The organism is Nocardioides sp. AN3, from assembly GCF_054653495.1.
In genome coordinates this window covers 105468-124206 of the sequence record NZ_BAAIGC010000013.1, presented here as the reverse complement: position 1 = coordinate 124206, position 18739 = coordinate 105468, and the positions used below count along the sequence as shown (strand labels likewise).

Genomic DNA, 18739 nt, shown 5'->3' with positions numbered 1-18739 from the left:
GTGACGCAATGACCGACGATCATTCCGACCGATTCGCCAATCGGTCGTGGAAGTACTGGACGGAGCCGTCGTTCGTCGAAGTCGACGGACGACAGACCGCCTACCGGCGCAAAGGTGAAGGCGAGACCGTCGTCTACCTGCACGGCGGTGGCAATACCCGCGCATGGCTTCCCTTCCACGAGGAGCTCTCGCAGCACTTCGACGTCATCGCCCCGGAGCACCCCGGATACGGCGACACCGAGCGCGGAGACCTCCAGAGCTGGGAGGACATGGTGCTGCACTACGACGCCTTCTTCCGAGCCTTGGGGCTGACTGACTTCCACCTGATCGGTCACTCCCTCGGGGGCTGGCTCGCCTCGAACATCGCGGTGTACTACCCCGAGCGGTTCCAGACCTTCACCCTCTTCACGCCGACCGGACTGCTGCTCCCGGACAAGCCGACCATCGACACATTCCGCTGGAGCGACGACGTTGCCTTCGACGCGATCTTGAACGGTCGCGGCGAGGACTACCTGGACCAGTTGGTCCAGGAAGGAGACGCGAACGAGGCGATCCAGGCGTACGAAGAAGCCATCACCGAGGCGACCCTCGCCTGGAACCCGCGGTACGACAGGCGCCTGGACAGGCGCCTCAGCCGGGTGAAGGCACCCACCATGATCATCGGTGTCGACGACGACCGAGTCGTGCACACCGAGATGGCGGAGCGGTTCGCCTCCCTCATCCCCGGGGCGGAGTTCGTGCGTCTGAGCGACCCGAACGCCCCGACAAGCCACCTCGTGCATCTGGAGAAGCCACAAGAACTGGCGGGTCTCATCGCGCAGCACATCTCGTCCAACCTGGAGGCACACGCATGAGCAACGACCTCAAGTTCAACGTCATTCTCGATGGTGCTTACCCGTACGTGCCGCATGCCAGTGAGCGGGCGTCCAACTACATCGATCTGCCGAACAAGCACTACGACCCCGTTCTCGGTCAGCACATCCTCGAGGACCAACTCGAGACGCTCGCTCAGCTGGAGCGGTTCGGATTCGACGGTGCAGTGGTCAGTGAGCAGCACAACGGGCCGATCGGCCTTCACGGCAACCCAATGCTCGCCGGTGCCTGGCTGGCTGCGCGGACGACGAAGATCAACGTGGTCATCAACGGCCCGATCATGAACCGCTACTCGAGCCCGGTGCGCCTGGCCGAGGAGATCGCGGTGCTGGACACGATGTCGCGTGGGCGGCTCGTCCTCGGCCTGCCCATGGGCCACGGCATGCAGTACCACTCGATGGGCGACGTCAGTCCGGCCACCGCCCGTGCGCGGTACCGCGAGGCGCACGACCTCCTGGTGAAGGCTCTCACCGAGGACGGACCCTTCGAGTGGCGAGGCGAGTTCTACAACATCCCCTACGTCAACCTCTGGCCCAAGCCGCTCCACATGCCGGAAATCATCATCCCCGGTGGCGGTTCGGTCGAGACGCTCGAACTCGTGGCCAAACACCGGTACGGATACCAGGGCATCCTGACGCCGCGTGCCTCGGCCCTCAAGAACCTGCAGAAGCTGCGCGACCTCTGCGAGGCAGAGGGGTACGAGCTCGAGCGCCGACAGGTGTCGCAGTACGTCAGCATCCACGTCGCCGAGACCGACGAGCAGGCTCGTCGGGAGATCGAGACACATGAGCTGTGGTCCTACCAAAACTTCTTCCGCTCGCCGAACTACGACAACTTCCCCCCGGGGTATGTCACGGTCAACTCGATGCGGGGCATGCTCAGTGGCGGCGGCTACCGGTCAACGCCGATGGAGGAGATGTCGCTGAACCAGATCGAGGAGAACCACTGGGCGATCTTCGGTTCGCCCGCGACCGTCGCGGACAAGCTCCGTGCCTCCGTTGACGAGCTGGGCGCTGGCGCGATCACGCTCGTCGGCAACTTCGGGACGAAGCCGCGATGGCTGACGGAGAAGTCGCTCAGCATGTTCGCTGAGGAAGTGATTCCGAAGTTCCGCTCCGAGGAGGGCAAGGGGTCGGCGCCGGGCTACTCGACCCTCGCCGAGTATGGCGCTCGCCGGCCTCGAGAGTTCACACGGCCGACGATCGTCGTCAACGGTGAGCGTCGCGCGGTCCAGGACGGCCTGCCGGCCTGAGTCACACACCGGGCTCGCCTCAGACCGAGGCCTTTGGGCGAGCCCGGTAGTCGGAGCTCCGGGCGGACGGAGCTCACCCCACGAACGGAGGATCAAGGAATGTACATCCATATCGACGTGACTCGGATTCCTCCGACCGTCGAACTACGGGCGCCCGATGACTTCTCTGACTTTCGCGTCGACGTCGTGAGCAGTTCTCATGTCTGGGTCGATCCCTCAGTGTTGCAGGTTCTCGCCGCCAGGGACTCCGACGCCCAGTGGCAAGAACGACTCACTGCGATGGCCGCCTTTGCCGAGAGCCGTGGGTGGACCGACGACCAAGGGAGGATCCGGGCGCACGTCGCGAGGTGAGCTTCGGACGAGCGCGAACGAGCCATTGGCAGGATCTTGTGCGGTGTAGACCTGTCGGTCGAGGCGGACAGGCCCGTCGTGGCATGGCGCTCGCGCCAGGGCCAACACGAGGACAAATTCCTCAGAAGATGAACCACCCGATGCTCCACTTGAGGCGATGCCTGTGGTAGATAGGACCGATAGTCGAACTCTCGCCGCCCGTAATGTATAGCCGTGGAGGACATATGGAAACCGCTCAGACTGCGGACTACGCCCTGAGGGTGCTGCTCGAACTTGAGCGTCATCAGGGCGAGCTGGGCGATGAGAGCAATGTTGGCCTCTCAGTCACGGAGTTGGCGCGGGGGCTAGAGCTCAATCGGGCCGTCGTCCAGCGAGTCGTCGCCACGCTGCACCGCCGGGCCCTGCTGACCCGCTGCTTCGACGGGAAGTACGTGCTCGGTCCCGGTCTCCTCAACCTCGGGCGCGGAATTCCCCACGAGCTTGCCCACATCGCGAAGCTCGCGCTCGTTGATCTCGCGGAGTCGGCCGAGGAGATGGTCGTGCTGTCCGTTCCCGAGGGTGACGAGAGCGTCGTGGTGGCCCGTCAGAACGGCAACCACGGACCGCTCCGCATCGAGTACGCCGTCGGCTTCCGCCATTCAATGGCTAGGGGTGCGAGTGGCTTGGCAATGCTCGCGTTCATGAGGCCGGCAGTAGCGGCTCGGCTGATGCCGGCTGACGACTTGCCCAAGCTCGAGCGAATCCGACAGGCCGGGTATGCACTCACCCACGGCGAGATCGCTGCGGCCATGGTTGGCGTGGCCGTACCGATCCGGTTAGAGGACGGCAAGATTTTGGGTTCCGTCGCAGCCGTCCTCCCCAACGAGCGCGCCGAAGGGGCCGAGCGTCTCGTTCCGCAACTCGTCAAGGCGGCCGAAGCCATCCAGGACGAGTACGTCCGCCAGGTTGTCCGCGCTGGAAAGGGGCATGACCATGAGTGAGATCTCGAAGACTGCCGACAAGGCCATCTCGATCCTCTTCCAGTTGGCACGCCTCGATGCGGCCACACCTCAGCAGTTGGCGCTGACCACCGGAGTCAATCGGACGGTCTCCCAACGGTTGCTGTCGACGCTGCTGGCGCGGGACTTCGTGGCCCGCGCTGACCGCGAGTACGCCCGTTCGTACCGCTTGCGTCAACTTGCCCAACTGGTTCAGCCCCGTCTCCGGCGAGCGGTGGAGCCGCAGGCCCATCTGCTTTCGGAGCAGACCGGCGAAACCGTCGTCTTCCAGATCCCTGATGGGGGAGATCTGGTGGTGTTGGTGGAGGCTACCCAACCGCGGGAAGTCTCGTTGCATGTGAGGCACGAGGTTGGATCCCGCAGCCCGATCACCCAAAGTGCCTCGGGGTTGGCGATACTGGCTGCGCTGTCCCCGGCCGAGGTCACAGCCTTCCTTCGGCGGGGTCCCAGTCCTGAGTTGGCCGCACGGCTCGACTCAATCCGGGCGGACGGCTACGCGAGAACGTCCAACGAGCTCCAGCAGGGAGTCAGCGGACTGGCTACGGCGGTGCGAGACGGCGATGAGGTCGTGGGCAGTCTGGCCATCTTGGTGCCAACCTCGCGGTCGACTGAGTTGGACGGCTATCGGCGGGACATGGACAGGGCGGTGGCGCGCATCGAGCGTGCACTGGCCTGACACCGCGAAGCCTCCGTCGGGGCTCCGCGCCGAACGACGAACGTGAAGGACTGTTCGTCCGGTCCCACGTGCGGATGGGACGCACGTCGCACCCTAGGATGCAGACGACCTGCTTGACGGACACGAAGGCAAGTGAATGGCGATGACCGCAGCAGAGACGACCGGCGGCACGACCCTAGCCATCCAGATGCGTGCGGTCTTCCTCGAGTTGGCGCGCCAGGAGGACGAGTGTGCGGCCGTTGAGGCGGCGGCGCAGCCCTACTGGGTCGCCTGCCCCTCCTCCGTACAGGAGCATCGCGCGGCTGCCGCCGTGCTCCGCAACCGAGCCGACCACCTGGCGACCCTCATCGGTCGCGAGATCGCATGATCGGGAGGCGAGGGCGATGAACTGCCACGTCACCACCGTTCCGAGGAGCGAGCTCGGTCTGGCGCTATGCGCGATCAGCCTCGGCGGTGGGACTGTCACCGCGACCTACTTGTCCGCGGACACGGTAGAGATCACGTATGTCACCCGGGGCGATCGGTCTCGATGCGTGATCGCTGATGGTCCGCCCGGAGGGAGTCGGCGCCCGATTGCATCGGGCACCTTTCAGAGGGTCTCGGTCACACCAAGACCGCAGTCCTTCGCGATCGGATCAACAAAGCCGCGGCACTGCCGCTCGGCGGAGCCCGCGGCGCTCGCGTGCTGGTCAACGCGGCGGTCGAGGCGTCTGCGCCATGGTTCCTACGAGCGGATCGCTGCCCTCAGGACCGCTGCCGTTTCCAGATCACCGGCGACCTCCCCCTTCGCGGCCGTACAACCTCCGAAGCCCAACGCGCGGACAGGAATTGCGCCCTCCGTGCGGCACACAGGTCCGCCGCGATCGCGATCAATGCCAATCCGAGTGTCCGCGCAGCCCAAGCCCGCTGCCACATCGCCGTAGCCAAACTCCAGCTCGCAGGCGTCGTCTCATGGGACGTGATGTAGTTCAGCACACCGAGCATTCACACCGCTGCGCGGACACCTAGTCATCGCAGGTGGATCGTCCGCCTCGGAAGCGTGAAACACTGGACCGTACAGGCATGACCATGCGGCGCAGGGCCTTCCGCGCACGGTGGGGTTTCCAGCTGACATGGCTGAGTGCTGAAATGTGTGTCATGACAAAGACCAGGCTCAATTGCCCGTGCGGAGTGCAGATCTCGGCTGAGGACGAGGACGGCCTGGTCGAACAGGTGCAGGAGCACCTCAAGACTGCGCACCCAGGGATGGAATACAGCCGAGAGGAAATCCTCCTCGTCGCCTTCTGACCGTCGGGTATCACCGCCGTTGCGTGCTCCTGCTGGACTTCGTGGACCCTCGACAAGCCGACGTCCTCCTACGCCACGATCGGCAGGTGTGTATGCCGGTCGTGGTCTCGATGCTGAACAGCTACTCCGGCTGCGCCGCGGCCGCCTCGGGGTTCCTGCTGAACAACGACCTGCTCATCGTCACCGGCGCGCTGGTCGGCTCCTCGGGTGCCTACCTGTGCTACGTCATGTGCCAGGCGATGAACCGCTCCTTCATCTCAGTCATCGCCCGCGGCTTCGGCATCGAGGCCAAGACCGACTCCGACACCGACTACGGCGAGCACCGTGAGATCGACGCCGAGGGTGTCGCCGACCTCCTCTCCAGCGCGACGTCGGTGGTGATCACGCCCGGCTACGGCATGGCGGTCGCCCAGGCCCAGTACCCCGTCGCCGACCTGACCCGCCGGCTGCGCGAGCGCGGGATCGAGGTCCGCTTCGGCATCCACCCGGTCGCCGGCCGGCTGCCCGGCCACATGAACGTCCTGCTCGCCGAGGCCAAGGTCCCCTACGACATCGTCCTGGAGATGGACGAGATCAACGACGACCTCGCCGAGACCGACGTCGTGCTCGTCATCGGCGCCAACGACACCGTCAACCCCGCCGCCGCCGAGGACCCCACCAGCCCGATTGCCGGCATGCCCGTGCCGCGGGTCTGGGAGGGCGATGCCAAGGCCCGCGTCACCGATATCCTCAACGCGCTCACCCGCGTTCCGGTCCGATGAGAAACAGCCCCATGCGTTGGCCGCAGGTGCCAATAGACTGAAATGTCATCCGGTGCCGTCCCGTCGAGGCCGCGGGCTGGAGCAGCTGCGGACACTGTTGAGGAGGGAGCCTATGGAAGCTCAGCGTCACGCTGGCACCGCGGTTGCGACCGACGAGCTAGCCGAACCGCGAGGAAGGCTGCCCTTGGAGCAGACCAGCCTCGTCGGCCGTCGCCGTGAGTTGACCGAGATCAAACGGCTGCTCGGCGAGTTCCGGCTGGTGACCCTGATCGGTACAGGTGGGGTGGGCAAGACCAGGCTGGCGCAGCGCGTAGCAGGTCAGAAGCGACGTGCCTTCGCTCACGGTGTGTGGTTCGTCGACTTGACTAGCGTGCGGGACCCGGCGCTCAGCCCGCTTGCAGTAGAACCAGAGTTGCTCGCGCACGTGGTGACTGTCGAGATGGGGCTGCGGCAACAGTCGACGCGGGGATCCCTGGAACTTCTGACGGACTATCTCCAGGCGCGCTCAGCGCTGTTGGTGCTAGATGACTGCGAGTACCTCATCCCCGCGTGTGCCGAGCTAGCCGACCAACTCCTGGTGGCCTGTCCAGAACTACGGATCTTGGCCACTAGCCGCGAACCCCTCGGTATCGCAGGCGAGGGCCTGTTCATCGTACCGCCGCTGCCAGTCCCCACACCCGGGCAGGGCGGCTCAAAGCTTCTCGGCTACGAGTCGGTTGCGCTGTTCGTGGCTCGTGGTGAGACGTCGAATCGAGGATTTCGCCTTGACCAAGACAACCAGGCCGCTGTCTCCGGTATCTGCCGCCGGTTAGACGGTCTGCCGCTGGCGATTGAACTGGCCGCATCCTGGTTGCCTGTCCTGGCGCCTCAACAGATCCTCGACCGCTTTGCAGACGGGCTCCTTCTGCAGGCTCGCCGCGCTCGCTCGGCTCCGAAGCGTCAGCAGACACTGCGCGCCTGCATCGATTGGTCGTATGAGCTCTGCAGCGAAAGTGAGCGCCTACTATGGTCGCGGCTGTCGGTGTTTGTCACGGCTTGTGAGCTCGACTCAGTCGAGGGCGTTTGCACGGATGATCGACTACTGCGGGGAGAGCTGCTCGAGGTACTCGCGGGGCTGGTTGAGAGGTCCGTCCTCATTCGTGATACCGACGGCCAGGTATCGCGGTACAGAATGCTCGAAACGCTGAAGCAGTACGGGCGCGAGAAACTCGAGGCTTCCGGCGAAGACGCTGAGTTTCGCCGCCGTCACCGCGACTGGTTCGCACAAACTGTCGAGCAGGCCCAAGCTGAATGGATGAGCGACCGTCAGGCCTCTTGGTCGGGCCGTTTGGGCCGCGTGCACTCGGATCTCCGCGCCGCGGTCGAGTCCGGCCTGGCCGAACCAGGTGAGGCCGGATCGGCTCTGCGCATGACAGTAAACCTACCTGCAATGTACTGGCGGAGGCGCGGTCTGTTCAGCGAGGGTCGCCGCTGGCTGGCGCTTGGCTTGGCCAAGACAGGGCCTCCCGCCGATCTGCGGGCTCGCGCGCTGATCCTGGATAGCGAACTCGCATTCATCCAGGGCGACATGCAGGCTGGTCGCGCATCATTAGCGCAGGGGACCCAACTTGCCGAGCAAGTCGGGGACTCGGGCGCGCTGGCTAACGCATTGCTCGCTCGCGGTCTGGGAGCCATGTATACCAACGAGCTGTCGACTGCCGTCCACGTCCTTGAGCAAGGCCTCGAGATCCTGCCGCACGTGCCGGATCCGGATCTGGGTTTGCGGGCGCAGATGCTTTACAGGTTAGGGCGGGCAACCGCGCTCGTAGGGGACTACGATCGCGCGCTTGCTTGCGCACAGGAGGTCGTGACAATCACAGAGGCAGTTGGAGAGATCTTCCTGCGGTCCCATGCGATGCGGCTCAAGGCGTTCGCAACTTGGCGTCAAGGCAACCTCGACCGAGCCAGCGAGTACGAGCGGAGTAGCATGCATCTTAGCCGGGCGATAGACGATCGGTTCAGCGTCGCCTTGGAACTAGACGAACTGGCTTGGATCAGTGTCGACCAGCACAAGGATCGACAGGCCGCCACGTTGCTGGGCCTGGCGGACAAGCTCAGCGGCGAGCTCGCCGCACCCATTTCGACTTATCAGCACAGAGCCGGCTTCCACGACAAATGCCTTGAGGACGTCCGCACCGCGTTGGGTGACGCCGCGTTCCGCCAGGCATTCACAGATGCCAGCGAACTTACGTACGAGGCTGCCCTGGCATTCGCTCTCGAGCAGCCCGATCCGCAGCGGCCAGCACCACGAGCTGCGACTCTTCTGACATCCCGCGAACGCGAAGTCGCAGATCTGGTCGCCGAAGGCCTGAGCAATAAGGAGATCGCTACCCGGCTCGTCATCTCCCAACGCACGGCGGAGACCCACGTCCAGAACGTTCTCATCAAACTGGGCTTCACCTCCCGCACTCAAGTCGCCGCGTGGATTGCCGCTGACAAAGGATCCGTTGGCCCGTAGAGCGCCCTCCTCGATGCCGGGCCTGTGTTCGGGCGTGGCTTGGCTTGGCTTGGCTGGGGCGCCCGGGCCGAGCAGGGGCGTCACCCGGCCGCGTGTCCCCTGGCGCCGCGGAGGCTGCGGCCAGCCCAGCGATCCGAACGTGGCGAGCGACGTGAGCCGTTGCCCAGTGCGGACGGAATACGTGGCGCAGCGTGTGACGCGATGCTCGAAGTTCGCACGTTTCTGTTGACACCTCGCCTCGTGCATTCATAGCATGCGGACCACAGAGACCGCTTATCGGTACCCATATCGCTCGGAATCACTATTAGACCGGCATTCGGAGCCGCAAGATCGAGAGGCGAAAAGTCATGGATCGCGCAACCCGTAGGGGGTTGGACGCTCAACGGCGCACCCTCGGGCCGATTGAAAACAACCTGATCGACGAGTGGATGTCAGGGGCCATCAGCCGACGAATGTTCGTAAGAGGCGCCAGCATCATCGGACTGTCGGTCCCGGCGGTCGGCCTACTATCGGCATGTGGAACAGGGAGCGCCAGTACGTCGGCAGCTGGGGTGCTGCGGATCGGCGCGCTGACTCCACCCAACGGGGAGGTCAACCCCTATGCACTGCGAAACCGCGCTGATGCGGTGCCGATGTCGGTGGTGGGCGAGTACCTGTTCCGAACACGCAAAGACGGTGGACTCGAACCCGAATTGGCCGTCGAGTGGTCGCCGAACGATGACGCCACGGTGTGGCGCATCAAGCTCCGGCCGGACGTGACGTTCCATGACGGCAGCCCGATGACGGCTGCGGACGTCATCGGATCGCTCAAGCGATTTGCGGACCCCAAACTGTCGTCTGCCGGAGCCAACGCTGGGTTGCATGACCTCATCAGCCCCGAGGGGCTTTCGGCCGAGGGTGACCTCATGGTCGTGTGCCGCCTCAATTCGCCGAGCGGGACATTCCCAAGCATCCTCTCGTCTGGTAGCTACTGGCCGATCATCCACCGCGCGGACTACAAGGCCGGGACCTTCGTATCGACGCCCCAGGGAACCGGTCCGTACGTCTTCAAGTCGTATGACCCGTCCTCGGGAGCGTCTTACACCCGCAATAATCACTACTGGGGTGGCAAGGTGCCCGCTTCCGGCGTCGAGATGACGTTCTTCGCGGACGACTCCAGCGCGAGCACGGCGATGCTCGACGGGCAGATCGATATTCTTCCCAACATCGTGTATTCGAACGCCACCGCGCTTCTGAAGGCCAAGGACCTCAAGGTCCAGAGCGTACCGTCGACCGAGAACAGGTGGCTTTCGTTCCGCTGTGACCGACCGCCATTCGATGACGTCCGAGTCCGTCAGGCTGTCGCCTACGCGATCGACCGCCAAGCGCTCGTCGACACTCTCCTCGGAGGCTACGCAAGCATCGGCAACGACTCGCCGATTGCCCCCGGATATCCGGCGTACGACTCGACCGTGCCGCAGCGCCAGCGAGACCTTGACCGTGCAAGGAGTCTGCTGGCGGACGCTGGGCAATCAGACCTGACGTTCGAGTGGAGCACAACCCCGGATTACGAACTGCTAAAACTAGCCCAGCTCGCGCAGCAGCAGTTGCGTGAAGTCGGCATCACGACCACCATCAACGTCCAGCCAGCCTCTGTGTTCTATGAGGAGCCTGACCCCTTCGACAATTACGCGGCAGCTATGGTCTATGGAAGCCCGCGTCCCAACATCGACGGATGGCTCCGATATGGATACGTGTCGGGGACAAACCGGTCGAAGTATTCCAATCCAAAGCTTGATACGCTGGTCAAGCAATTGACAGCAGCTGTCGACATCGAATCCCAGCGGCGCGTTTGCCGTGAGATCCAGTTGACGTGTCTCGACGATACGCCCGCTGTCATGCCCTACTTCCCCGACAAGTTGGCGATGACGTCGAAGGCCGTGGATGGCTACGACGTTCGACCCGAGAACGTCGTCGACCTCAGGAACACCTCGGTCAAGCGCTAGTCCTGGTCTTGATCCGGTTGCGTGAATCCACGCGACCGGATCAAGAATCCGTTCCACATCGCATCGGCCAGCTACGAAACCCACATCGAGGAAACGTGCTTGCACTCTCAGAACTTCGATCGCGTTATCCGGACCTGACCTACTTCCTCCTGTTTCTGATCCGCAGGATCTTGCTCGCACTGGTCACGCTTGCCGTACTGTCCACTCTGGTGTTCTTTCTCGTGAACATGCTTCCCGGTGACGTGGGGCGGATTCTGCTGGGGCACGAGGCGAGTGCGGAATCGGTCGCCAGACTCAACCATGAACTCGGGTTGGATCGCCCCCTCCTCGACCAGTACAAGGACTGGATCACTGGCCTGCTTAGTGGCGATTTGGGGACCTCGATCCAGTACAAAATCCCTGTCGCCGACCTTCTGTGGACGTCGCTGTGGAACTCGGTGCGACTGGTCTCTCTAGCGCTTCTTATCGCGTTCGTGTTGGCAGTAATGTCCGGAATGATCGCGGGCCTGAGGGCGGGTCGAGCCCCGGATCGGGTCCTGACGATCACTGGTTCGGTCTTCCTGGCTGTGCCGGACTTCGTTTTCGGAATCGGGTTCATCGTCATCTTCGCGCTCGGGTTGGGGTGGTTCCCGACGAGCGCGCGGATCCCCGAAGGCACTCCGCCACTGGGCTACCTCCATTACCTGATCCTGCCGGCGATCGTCATCGCGTTGTACGAGTATGCCTTCCTGCAGAGGCACTTGCGCGCCAGCGTGATCGAGACGCTGCAGTCCGACTACACGCGGACCGCTTATCTGATGGGCGGGAGGTCGATCCACGTCGCACTTCGGCATGTACTGCGCAACTCCCTCGCCCCGACACTCGCGGTGTTGGCCGTCCATGTCGGAGCGCTGATCGGCGGCTCGGTCGTCGTGGAGGTGATGTTCAACTACGACGGCGTCGGGAGGAGAATCGTGACGGCCGCCGAGGCGAAGGATTTCCCCTTGCTTGGCGCGTGCGTTCTCGCAGTCGGGACCATCTACATCGCGGCGACCTTGGTCGTCGACATCGTTCAGGCCTGGACGAGTCCGCTAATTCGGCGTGTCAACGGCTAGGGGCCTCGATGAGTGACAGCATGTTGGTGATCGCTCCCACTGGCGACGGAGCTCAACCAGGGGACCGAGTTCAACCACGTTCTCGGAGGCTGTGGCGCCGGATCTTCGGCTCCTGGGCGGTCTTGGTAGGGACGGGCATCTTGGCCTTCTGGGTGTTGTGCGCACTCTTTCCCGACTTGGTATCTCCGCAGGACCCGCTTGCGGTCGGGGGAGGCATCTCGCAGGCGCCGAGTTCGGCGCACTTGTTCGGCACAGACCCATTGGGCCGTGACGTCCTTTCCAGGGTTCTCTCGGGATCTCGGGAGATACTGATCCTGGCTCCGCTCGCAATGGTCATTGGTGTTGCCGGGGGCACAGTCCTGGGCCTTGTCGCCGCGTACTGCGGGGCTTTGGTCGACGATGTCATCGGGCGGCTGACGGATGCGCTTCTCGCGCTGCCGGCCATCGTGGTTTCCGTTGTCGTGTTGACGTCACTTGGTCAATCCAAGTGGCTGGTGGCCACTGTCGTGGGATTTGCCTTCGTCCTTCGGGTTAGTCGGACTGTTCGTGCGGCGGCTCTGGTTGAGAGTTCGATGGATTACGTGACGGCGGCGAGACTGATGCGGGAGGGCGGTACTCGCATCATGGCTTCGGAGATAATGCCGAACGTCCAGGGAACGATCGCTGTCGAGGCCACGGCTCGACTGGGTACGGCGATCTTTGTGATCTCCGGGCTGACCTTTATCGGGTTCGGGGTCCAGCCGCCACAGCCCGATTGGGCACTCGACATCAGTAGCAACTATTCGCTTCTGGCCGCCGGGATCTGGTGGCCTGTCGTATTCCCTGCCTCGTGCATCGCGCTTCTCGTCGTATCCGTTTCCCTGATCGCCGACGGTGTGAGGAAGGTTCTCGATTCGTGAGCGTTCATGAAGCTGAGTGCGCCTTGAGCGTCAACGATCTGCGGATCTCCTACAGCAACGGTGAAGATGTGCATGACGTTCTGCGCGGCGTGTCTTTCTCGGTTGGCAAGGGCGAAACCTATGGAATCGTTGGCGAGTCGGGTTGCGGGAAGTCGACTCTCGGCTACTCGGTCGTTCGCTACCTCGCGGGCAATGCGATGGTGCGATCGGGGTCGATCCACATCTCGGGTCGGGATGTGAACCAGTTGCCGCCAAGCGAACTTCGGAGACTGCGTGCGCGGAAGGTGTCGGTCGTCTACCAGAATCCCGGCGCCGCGCTCAACCCGACGATCCGTATCGGCGAACTCCTGGAGGAGGCGTTCCGGTTGGCCGGGGTCGCAAGATCAGAAGCGCGTTCCCGGGCGCTGGCGATGTTGAAGGCGGTGAAGCTGACGGACCCGGAGTCGGTGATGAAGCGCTTCGCGCATCAACTCTCTGGGGGAATGCAGCAGCGTGTGGTGATCGCCATGGCGCTTGCCAAGGATCCAGAGTTGCTGATCCTGGACGAGCCGACGACCGGCCTCGATGCCACGGTCGAGGCCGAGGTTCTGGACCTGGTCGGAGAACTTCAGAGGAAGTTCGGCACCGCGGTGCTCCTGATCAGCCACAACATCGAGGTGGTCCGCCGGGTCTGCGCACGCGTGGGCGTACTCTACGGTGGCCGGATTGTCGAGGAAGGCGCGACCAACGACGTCCTCGAACGTCCGTCCCATCCGTACACGGCTGGTCTGCTGGGTTGCCTGCCACAGCTGGGTGTCGACAAGCGGCGCAATTCACTGCACACCATCCCTGGCCACCCGCCCGAGCCGTCGACAAAGATCGCAGGGTGCCTGTTTGCTGAACGTTGCCCTCGAGTCGAAGAGGTGTGCCGCGTCGACGAACCACAGTTCACCACGGTGGGACGTGGTCACAGGGCTCGTTGCCACTTCGCCGAAGAGATAGCGATGGTACCCGCGGTGGCGGCAGGGGTGGAGTCCGGTGCCCGCGTAGATACGGACCCGATTCTGCGGGTCCGGGGAGCGACGAAGACGTACCTACAGAACGGCAGGACGATCGCCGCGCTGACGGATGTTTCTCTCGAGGTGCGACAGGGCGAAACGTTGGGTCTGGTGGGTGAGTCAGGGAGCGGCAAGACCACCCTGGCCAAGGCGATCCTGGGGCTGATCGAGTTGACGTCCGGGACTGTCGAGTTAGACGGTCGGGAGCTTCCGCGGCTTTCGCGTAGGAACATCGAGTCGGTGCGCGCCATTCAGCTCGTGTCCCAGAATCCGAGCACCGCCCTAAACCGGCGACACAAGGTGCGGCACATCCTGACGCGAGCAGTCGTCAAGTTGGCTGGAAAGTCCCGCCGTGATGCTCGTGAGGTCGTCCCTGCTTTGGCTGGCAGGGTTCGTCTGCCGGCCAACACGCTGGAGCGGCGCGCCGCACGGCTCTCCGGGGGGCAACAACAGCGAGTGGCGGTCGCTCGTGCCGTCGCGGGCGAGCCCCGGGTGGTTGTCTGCGACGAGCCCACGTCGTCCCTCGATATCTCAGTTCAAAGTGCGATCCTGAATCTGCTGGTGAGCATGCAGCGTGAGCAGCAGCTCTCCTACGTTTTCGTCTCCCACGACCTGCGAGTCATCCGCTACATCAGCGATCGCGTGGCTGTGTTGTACCTGGGTCGTCTGATGGAGGTCGGCCCTAGTGACCGTGTGTTCTTCGGCCCCAATCACCCCTACACCGAGGCGCTGCTGTCCTCGCTAGGCTCGGCTGCCGGCGGCAAAGCTGCGAGGATCCGCCTCGAAGGCGAACTGCCGAGCGCTGCGGACATGCCCACCGGCTGTGTGTTCCACACGCGATGCCCGAGGAAACTGGGTGATGTCTGTGAAACGACGGTGCCGCCGTTGCGGGACTTCGGCGCCGAGCACATGGTCCGATGCCACATCCCAGAGGGCGAGCTCCGCACGCTGCAGATATCTGCCTGTGCACCGGAGGTGAAGGTCTAGCGATCCTTGGTCGCTAGAACTTCGAGGGCGGTCTTGAGTTTTCAGGCTGCGGTTCCCAGGCGTGCCGTGTCGAGGTAGCCGCGGACGTGCTGGTCGATGGTCGCCAAGGCGTGGCGGAGGTCGGGTGGGGCGGGGGGTCGGTCGGCTGCCGGCAGCGGGCGCAGGACGCAGTCGTGGATCTTGGTGTAGAAGATCGCGACGCGTTGCCCGTCTGGGGTGAGGTCGTAGGTGTTGGTGCCGGGTCGTCGTTGGATGAGCCCGTTGAGGCGGAGTCGGGCCAGGTCGTAGCTGGCCTGGTTGACGGTGTAGCCGGTGCTGGTGACGCCGAGCAGGTGGTTCACCTGGGCGCGGAGGCTCCGGTTGGTGAATCCGAGGGCGTTCAGGCCGACACATAGGGCGCCGAGCAGGGCCATGACCCGAGGATCGCCGAACCGTAGCGCGGGCGACCTCCTGCCGTCCTGGGTGAGGGTGGGCTGTGCGACCCGCTCAAAGGCTGGGCTCGCAAGGACACACCCCTGCCCGACACGTTCAGTATCGAGCAGACGACGGTTGATGTCGCGGGACATCGCCTGCAGCTCGTCGAGGTGCTGCAGCCGACGCGGGCAGCGCAGGTCGGTGGGCGAGTTGATGACGGTCTCGATCCGCAGGGCCCGGCCGTCCTTGAGGTACTGCTTGATCCGGGAGTGCTTGTAGAAGGTGTTCACCGTGATCTCGGTGTCGCGGCTGACGACCTTGGTGTTGAACACGTCTTGGGTCCGGCGCTGCGGGCCGCGTCGGATCTGGCGGCCAAAGATCAGTTCCAGGGTGTCGGGACGGCCGATGGTGAGGTTGTCCACGATCAACGCTTCGAAGAAGGCGCGGGCCCGGCGTGGGGCATCGAAGACGATGGTGCGAGAGGTCTCGATCTGCCGCATCGACAGCTCCCACCAGTAGCCTGCTGCCCGGTCAGCGTCGGTCAGGGGCCGCGGCAAGATGCTCATCCATCGTTCGAAGAAGACCCCGATGGTGCCCGGTCCGAGCCGGTCACAGATCGCCTGTAAACGATCGTGATCATCGCAAGTGGCGAATCCGTTCGACAGTTCGGTGAACCCGATCCCGGCGTGGGTTGCCTGACGCTTGGCCCACTCGTGCCCGTTGAGCCAGACCTTGACCGGATAGGGGAAGTAGGAGCAGATCTTGATGAACGCGGGCCCGAAGTCCTCATCCCAGAGGTAGAAGTAGAAACACGTGACCCGTCGGTCGGCCTTGGTGAAGGAGAACCACGGCAGGTTGGTGGAGGTCTGGCGCTGGGTGGCGGCGAAGACGTTCTGGAACTCTTGTGCCACCCCGACCGCGGCCACCCCGGAGCGACCGGTCCGTGCCTGTGCGCTCACGTAGCGGCGCATCACCTCCTGCTTGCGTTCCCCCTTGCCGAATCGCACGACCGGGATGTGGTTGGCCGTGGCGAAGGCAGAGACCTCCCGCCGGAATGCGGTGCCGATCTTCTCCATGATCGCGGGCGAGGGGATGGGGTAGCCCAGAGGCTCGGTCATGAACGAGACCACCTGGCCACCGACCTGCAGGTTGGGCACATAGCCGTTCAGGTAGATCCGATCCAGACACTCGATGTCGAGACCGACGTGGCCCACGAGAAGGTCGTTGATCGTGACCGGGGAAGCAGCACTTGCAGCCATCCCCACAGCCTGACCCGCACCCGGCAGCGCGGCCAGCCCCGGACTCGGTGGTCAGAGGCGCAGCCTCACTGGGAGACTGCCGAACAAAGGGTCATCGGGCGCAGCGGAGGCGTTGCGGCGAGCGGAGCGCCCGCCAGCCCTGTGACTTCTCGCAACACCGAGCACACAGCTGCCGGGGCCCCTGGTCACTGCTACCGGCCGAGCAGAATGCCCGCCCGGACCCGGCCGGGGCCGGGTTCGGGCGCGCAACGGTTCCGGCTGTCTCGACGGCTGTCTCGGTTCGGGGGCATCGGGATCAAGTCTGGCGGCTGCCTCGGCGCCGCGTGCTACAGCATCGGCAGTCGCGGTAACCCATGTCCTTGGGCCGACTGGGGACGGTCGTCGGCGAATGTCCACGGGTTCTCCTGCGGACTATGTGCGGACTAAACTGCCTCGAAAAAGGTAAACCTGCAGGTCACAGGCCTGTTCGTGACGGGCTGGCCTGTAAGCCGCGTGGTGGAAGAGACCCGGCGACCGTGTCGGGGAAAGCGTCTAACGGTCCGTGAGACGGTCGAGGCGAAGCGTGCCCTCCGGACCAACCGACGCTCGGGCTGACGCGCCGAGACTGCCCGCCGGACGCGCACCGCGGGTCTTTGAGTCCACCAGCGCCCATGTGCATGACGTGACGTCGGGCGAACCGACCCCACAGCGGCGAAACGCTAGGGCCGGTCGTCCTCGACGATCTCGCCGCCGACCACCCCGTCGTCATCGGCGGACACCGGCCCGGCGGCGGTCGTGTCCTGCTCGACGATCACTGTCTGGGTTATCACCGGAGGCGCAACGGCGTCGCTCGGCATCAGCGGGGCACACCGCCGGCGGCGCCGAGCGTCAGCATCAGACCGGCCCACACCTTCGCGACCCGAGGGCCCCACTTCGACTCACCGAGCCGATCCCACCAATCCCGCTCCTGCCGGTAGGAGCCCCACAGGATGTTGACGCCCCGCTCGACGCTGGGCGTTCCGAAGATCAGCGCCTCAGTCAGCGCGTCCTGTACCTCACGCAGCCGCGCCAGGATGAACTGAACCGCCCTGGGTTCCTTGGAGGCTCCCGACCTTGGAAACGAGGATGGAGCCATGGGAAACACGGATGCCTCTGGGAAGCCGACGACTCGTCGGTACTCGCCTGAGGAGAAGGCCAGGGCGGTGCGGCTGGTGCGGCAGCTGCGCAAGGAGATCGGGACCACGCATGGGACGGTCCGGCGGGTCGCGGACCAGATCGGCTGCGGGGTCGAGTCGCTGCGGACCTGGGTCAAGCAGGCCGACATCGACGAGGGTGTCGAGCCGGGCCTGACCACGGCGGAGGCCACGCGGATCAAGGAGCTTGAGCAGGAGAACCGCGAGCTGCGCCGAGCCAACGACCTGCTCAAGCGGGCCTCGGCTTTCTTCGCGGCGGAGCTCGACCGCCCCTCGAGGTGATCGTCGCGTTCGTCGACGAGAACCGTGACCAGTTCGGAGTCGAGTTCATCTGCAAGATGTTGCAGGTGGCTCCGAGCAGCTACTACGCCGCGAAGAAGCGGCAGACCGCCCCGTCCCCCCGTGCGGCCCGAGACGTGGTCATGATGCAGGTCCTGTTGACGATGTGGATCGCGAACCGGAAGGTCTATGGGGCCCACAAGCTCTGGAAGGCCGCCCAACGTGCCGGCCACGACATCGGCCGTGACCAGGTCGCCAGGCTGATGCGCGAGCTGGGCATCGAAGGCGTCTCCAGGCTGCGGAAGAAGGTCTTCACCACCAAGCAAGACCCCGACGCCGCACGGGCGCCGGACCTGGTCAACCGCAACTTCACGGCCGACCGCCCCGATGCCCTCTGGGTGACCGACCTGACCTATGTCCCAACCCGCTCCGGGATGGCCTACGTGTGCTTCATCGTCGATGCGTTCAGTCGCCGCATCGTCGGGTGGCGAGTCGCATCCAACATGAAGACCGAGATGGTGCTGGACGCCCTGGAGATGGCCCGGACCTCTCGCGGCGGACACCGGCTGATCGGCCTGGTGACGCATTCGGATGCGGGCTCTCAATTCACCTCGGTGAGGTTCACCGAGCGGCTGGCCGAGATCGGCGCTCGGCCCTCCATCGGGACCGTGGCCGACTCGTTCGACAATGCACTGGCCGAGACGACCAACGGGCTCTACAAGACCGAGTGTGTCTACGGCCCCGACACCGGCGGCTGGGACGACGTCGATGACCTCGAGCTCGCCACGCTGTCGTGGGTGCACTGGTTCAACGAGGACCGGCTGCACAGCCACTGCCACGACGTACCGCCAGCGGAACACGAAGCAGCGTTCTATGCTGCCCAACAAGCCGACCCCGCCGGGGTTGGAATCCAATAGA

The 18739-nt window shown here is 64.4% G+C and carries 15 protein-coding genes, 1 pseudogene and 1 other annotated feature; of the genes and pseudogenes, 14 read left to right on the top strand and 2 right to left on the bottom strand.

Annotated features, from left to right (window positions below):
- Nucleotides 1-8 precede the first annotated feature (8 nt).
- From ACYQ1K_RS15855 to ACYQ1K_RS15795, 13 genes and pseudogenes are all read left to right on the top strand, one after another.
- Complete coding sequence (locus ACYQ1K_RS15855; protein WP_459984079.1) at nt 9-854, top strand: alpha/beta fold hydrolase; 846 nt, start codon at nt 9-11, stop codon at nt 852-854.
- The gene (locus ACYQ1K_RS15850) at nt 851-2125 is read left to right on the top strand and encodes an LLM class flavin-dependent oxidoreductase (RefSeq protein WP_459984078.1); all 1275 of its coding nucleotides are present in this window, start codon (nt 851-853) and stop codon (nt 2123-2125) included. The genes ACYQ1K_RS15855 and ACYQ1K_RS15850 overlap by 4 nt, the downstream gene beginning before the upstream one ends.
- 99 nt (nt 2126-2224) lie before the next feature.
- Nucleotides 2225-2476 (top strand): hypothetical protein, encoded by a 252-nt coding sequence (locus tag ACYQ1K_RS15845; RefSeq protein WP_459984077.1) that lies wholly within the window; start codon nt 2225-2227, stop codon nt 2474-2476.
- Nucleotides 2477-2700: 224 nt separating this feature from the next.
- The gene (locus tag ACYQ1K_RS15840) at nt 2701-3456 is read left to right on the top strand and encodes an IclR family transcriptional regulator (RefSeq protein ID WP_459984076.1); all 756 of its coding nucleotides are present in this window, start codon (nt 2701-2703) and stop codon (nt 3454-3456) included.
- Nucleotides 3449-4150: an IclR family transcriptional regulator gene (locus ACYQ1K_RS15835; protein ID WP_459984075.1), complete on the top strand. Its 702-nt coding sequence runs from the start codon at nt 3449-3451 to the stop codon at nt 4148-4150. Before ACYQ1K_RS15840 ends, ACYQ1K_RS15835 begins: the two co-directional genes overlap by 8 nt.
- Before the next feature lie 142 nt (nt 4151-4292).
- Nucleotides 4293-4517, top strand: coding sequence for a hypothetical protein (locus ACYQ1K_RS15830; protein ID WP_459984074.1), 225 nt, complete (start codon nt 4293-4295; stop codon nt 4515-4517).
- A gap of 770 nt (nt 4518-5287) precedes the next feature.
- On the top strand, nt 5288-5437 hold the full coding sequence (locus ACYQ1K_RS15825) for a DUF1059 domain-containing protein (RefSeq protein ID WP_459984073.1): 150 nt from the start codon (nt 5288-5290) through the stop codon (nt 5435-5437).
- 92 nt (nt 5438-5529) lie between these two features.
- Nucleotides 5530-6198: pseudogene (locus tag ACYQ1K_RS15820) on the top strand (NAD(P)(+) transhydrogenase (Re/Si-specific) subunit beta); the annotation flags it as partial.
- A gap of 184 nt (nt 6199-6382) precedes the next feature.
- Nucleotides 6383-8695 (top strand): ATP-binding protein, encoded by a 2313-nt coding sequence (locus ACYQ1K_RS15815; protein ID WP_459984072.1) that lies wholly within the window; start codon nt 6383-6385, stop codon nt 8693-8695.
- A 347-nt stretch (nt 8696-9042) separates the two neighbouring features.
- Nucleotides 9043-10680 carry an ABC transporter substrate-binding protein gene (locus tag ACYQ1K_RS15810; RefSeq protein WP_459984071.1) on the top strand — a complete coding sequence of 546 codons (1638 nt, stop codon included), beginning with the start codon at nt 9043-9045 and terminating at the stop codon, nt 10678-10680.
- A 95-nt stretch (nt 10681-10775) separates the two neighbouring features.
- A complete protein-coding gene (locus ACYQ1K_RS15805) occupies nt 10776-11774 on the top strand; it encodes an ABC transporter permease (protein WP_459984070.1) in 999 nt (332 codons plus the stop codon).
- Nucleotides 11775-11914: 140 nt separating this feature from the next.
- A complete protein-coding gene (locus ACYQ1K_RS15800) occupies nt 11915-12673 on the top strand; it encodes an ABC transporter permease (RefSeq protein WP_459984069.1) in 759 nt (252 codons plus the stop codon).
- Nucleotides 12670-14697, top strand: coding sequence for an ABC transporter ATP-binding protein (locus ACYQ1K_RS15795; protein ID WP_459984068.1), 2028 nt, complete (start codon nt 12670-12672; stop codon nt 14695-14697). The genes ACYQ1K_RS15800 and ACYQ1K_RS15795 overlap by 4 nt, the downstream gene beginning before the upstream one ends.
- Nucleotides 14698-14738: 41 nt before the next feature.
- On the opposite strand, the gene ACYQ1K_RS15790 is transcribed toward ACYQ1K_RS15795, so the two are convergent.
- Entirely contained in the window at nt 14739-16370 is a 1632-nt protein-coding gene (locus ACYQ1K_RS15790) for a hypothetical protein (RefSeq protein ID WP_459984067.1), read from the bottom strand.
- A gap of 835 nt (nt 16371-17205) precedes the next feature.
- Nucleotides 17206-17484 carry a hypothetical protein gene (locus ACYQ1K_RS15785; protein WP_459984066.1) on the bottom strand — a complete coding sequence of 93 codons (279 nt, stop codon included), beginning with the start codon at nt 17482-17484 and terminating at the stop codon, nt 17206-17208.
- On the opposite strand from ACYQ1K_RS15785, the gene ACYQ1K_RS15780 reads away from it, so the two are divergent.
- A protein-coding gene (locus ACYQ1K_RS15780) for an IS3 family transposase (RefSeq protein WP_459984065.1) occupies nt 17483-18738 on the top strand; the annotation gives its coding sequence in 2 pieces (ribosomal slippage) (nt 17483-17786 and nt 17786-18738; 1257 coding nt in all). The two genes, ACYQ1K_RS15785 and ACYQ1K_RS15780, sit on opposite strands and share 2 nt — an antisense overlap.
- Nucleotides 17785-17898 (top strand) — a sequence feature (AL1L pseudoknot). (Overlaps the previous gene by 114 nt.)
- Nucleotide 18739: the final 1 nt, after the last annotated feature.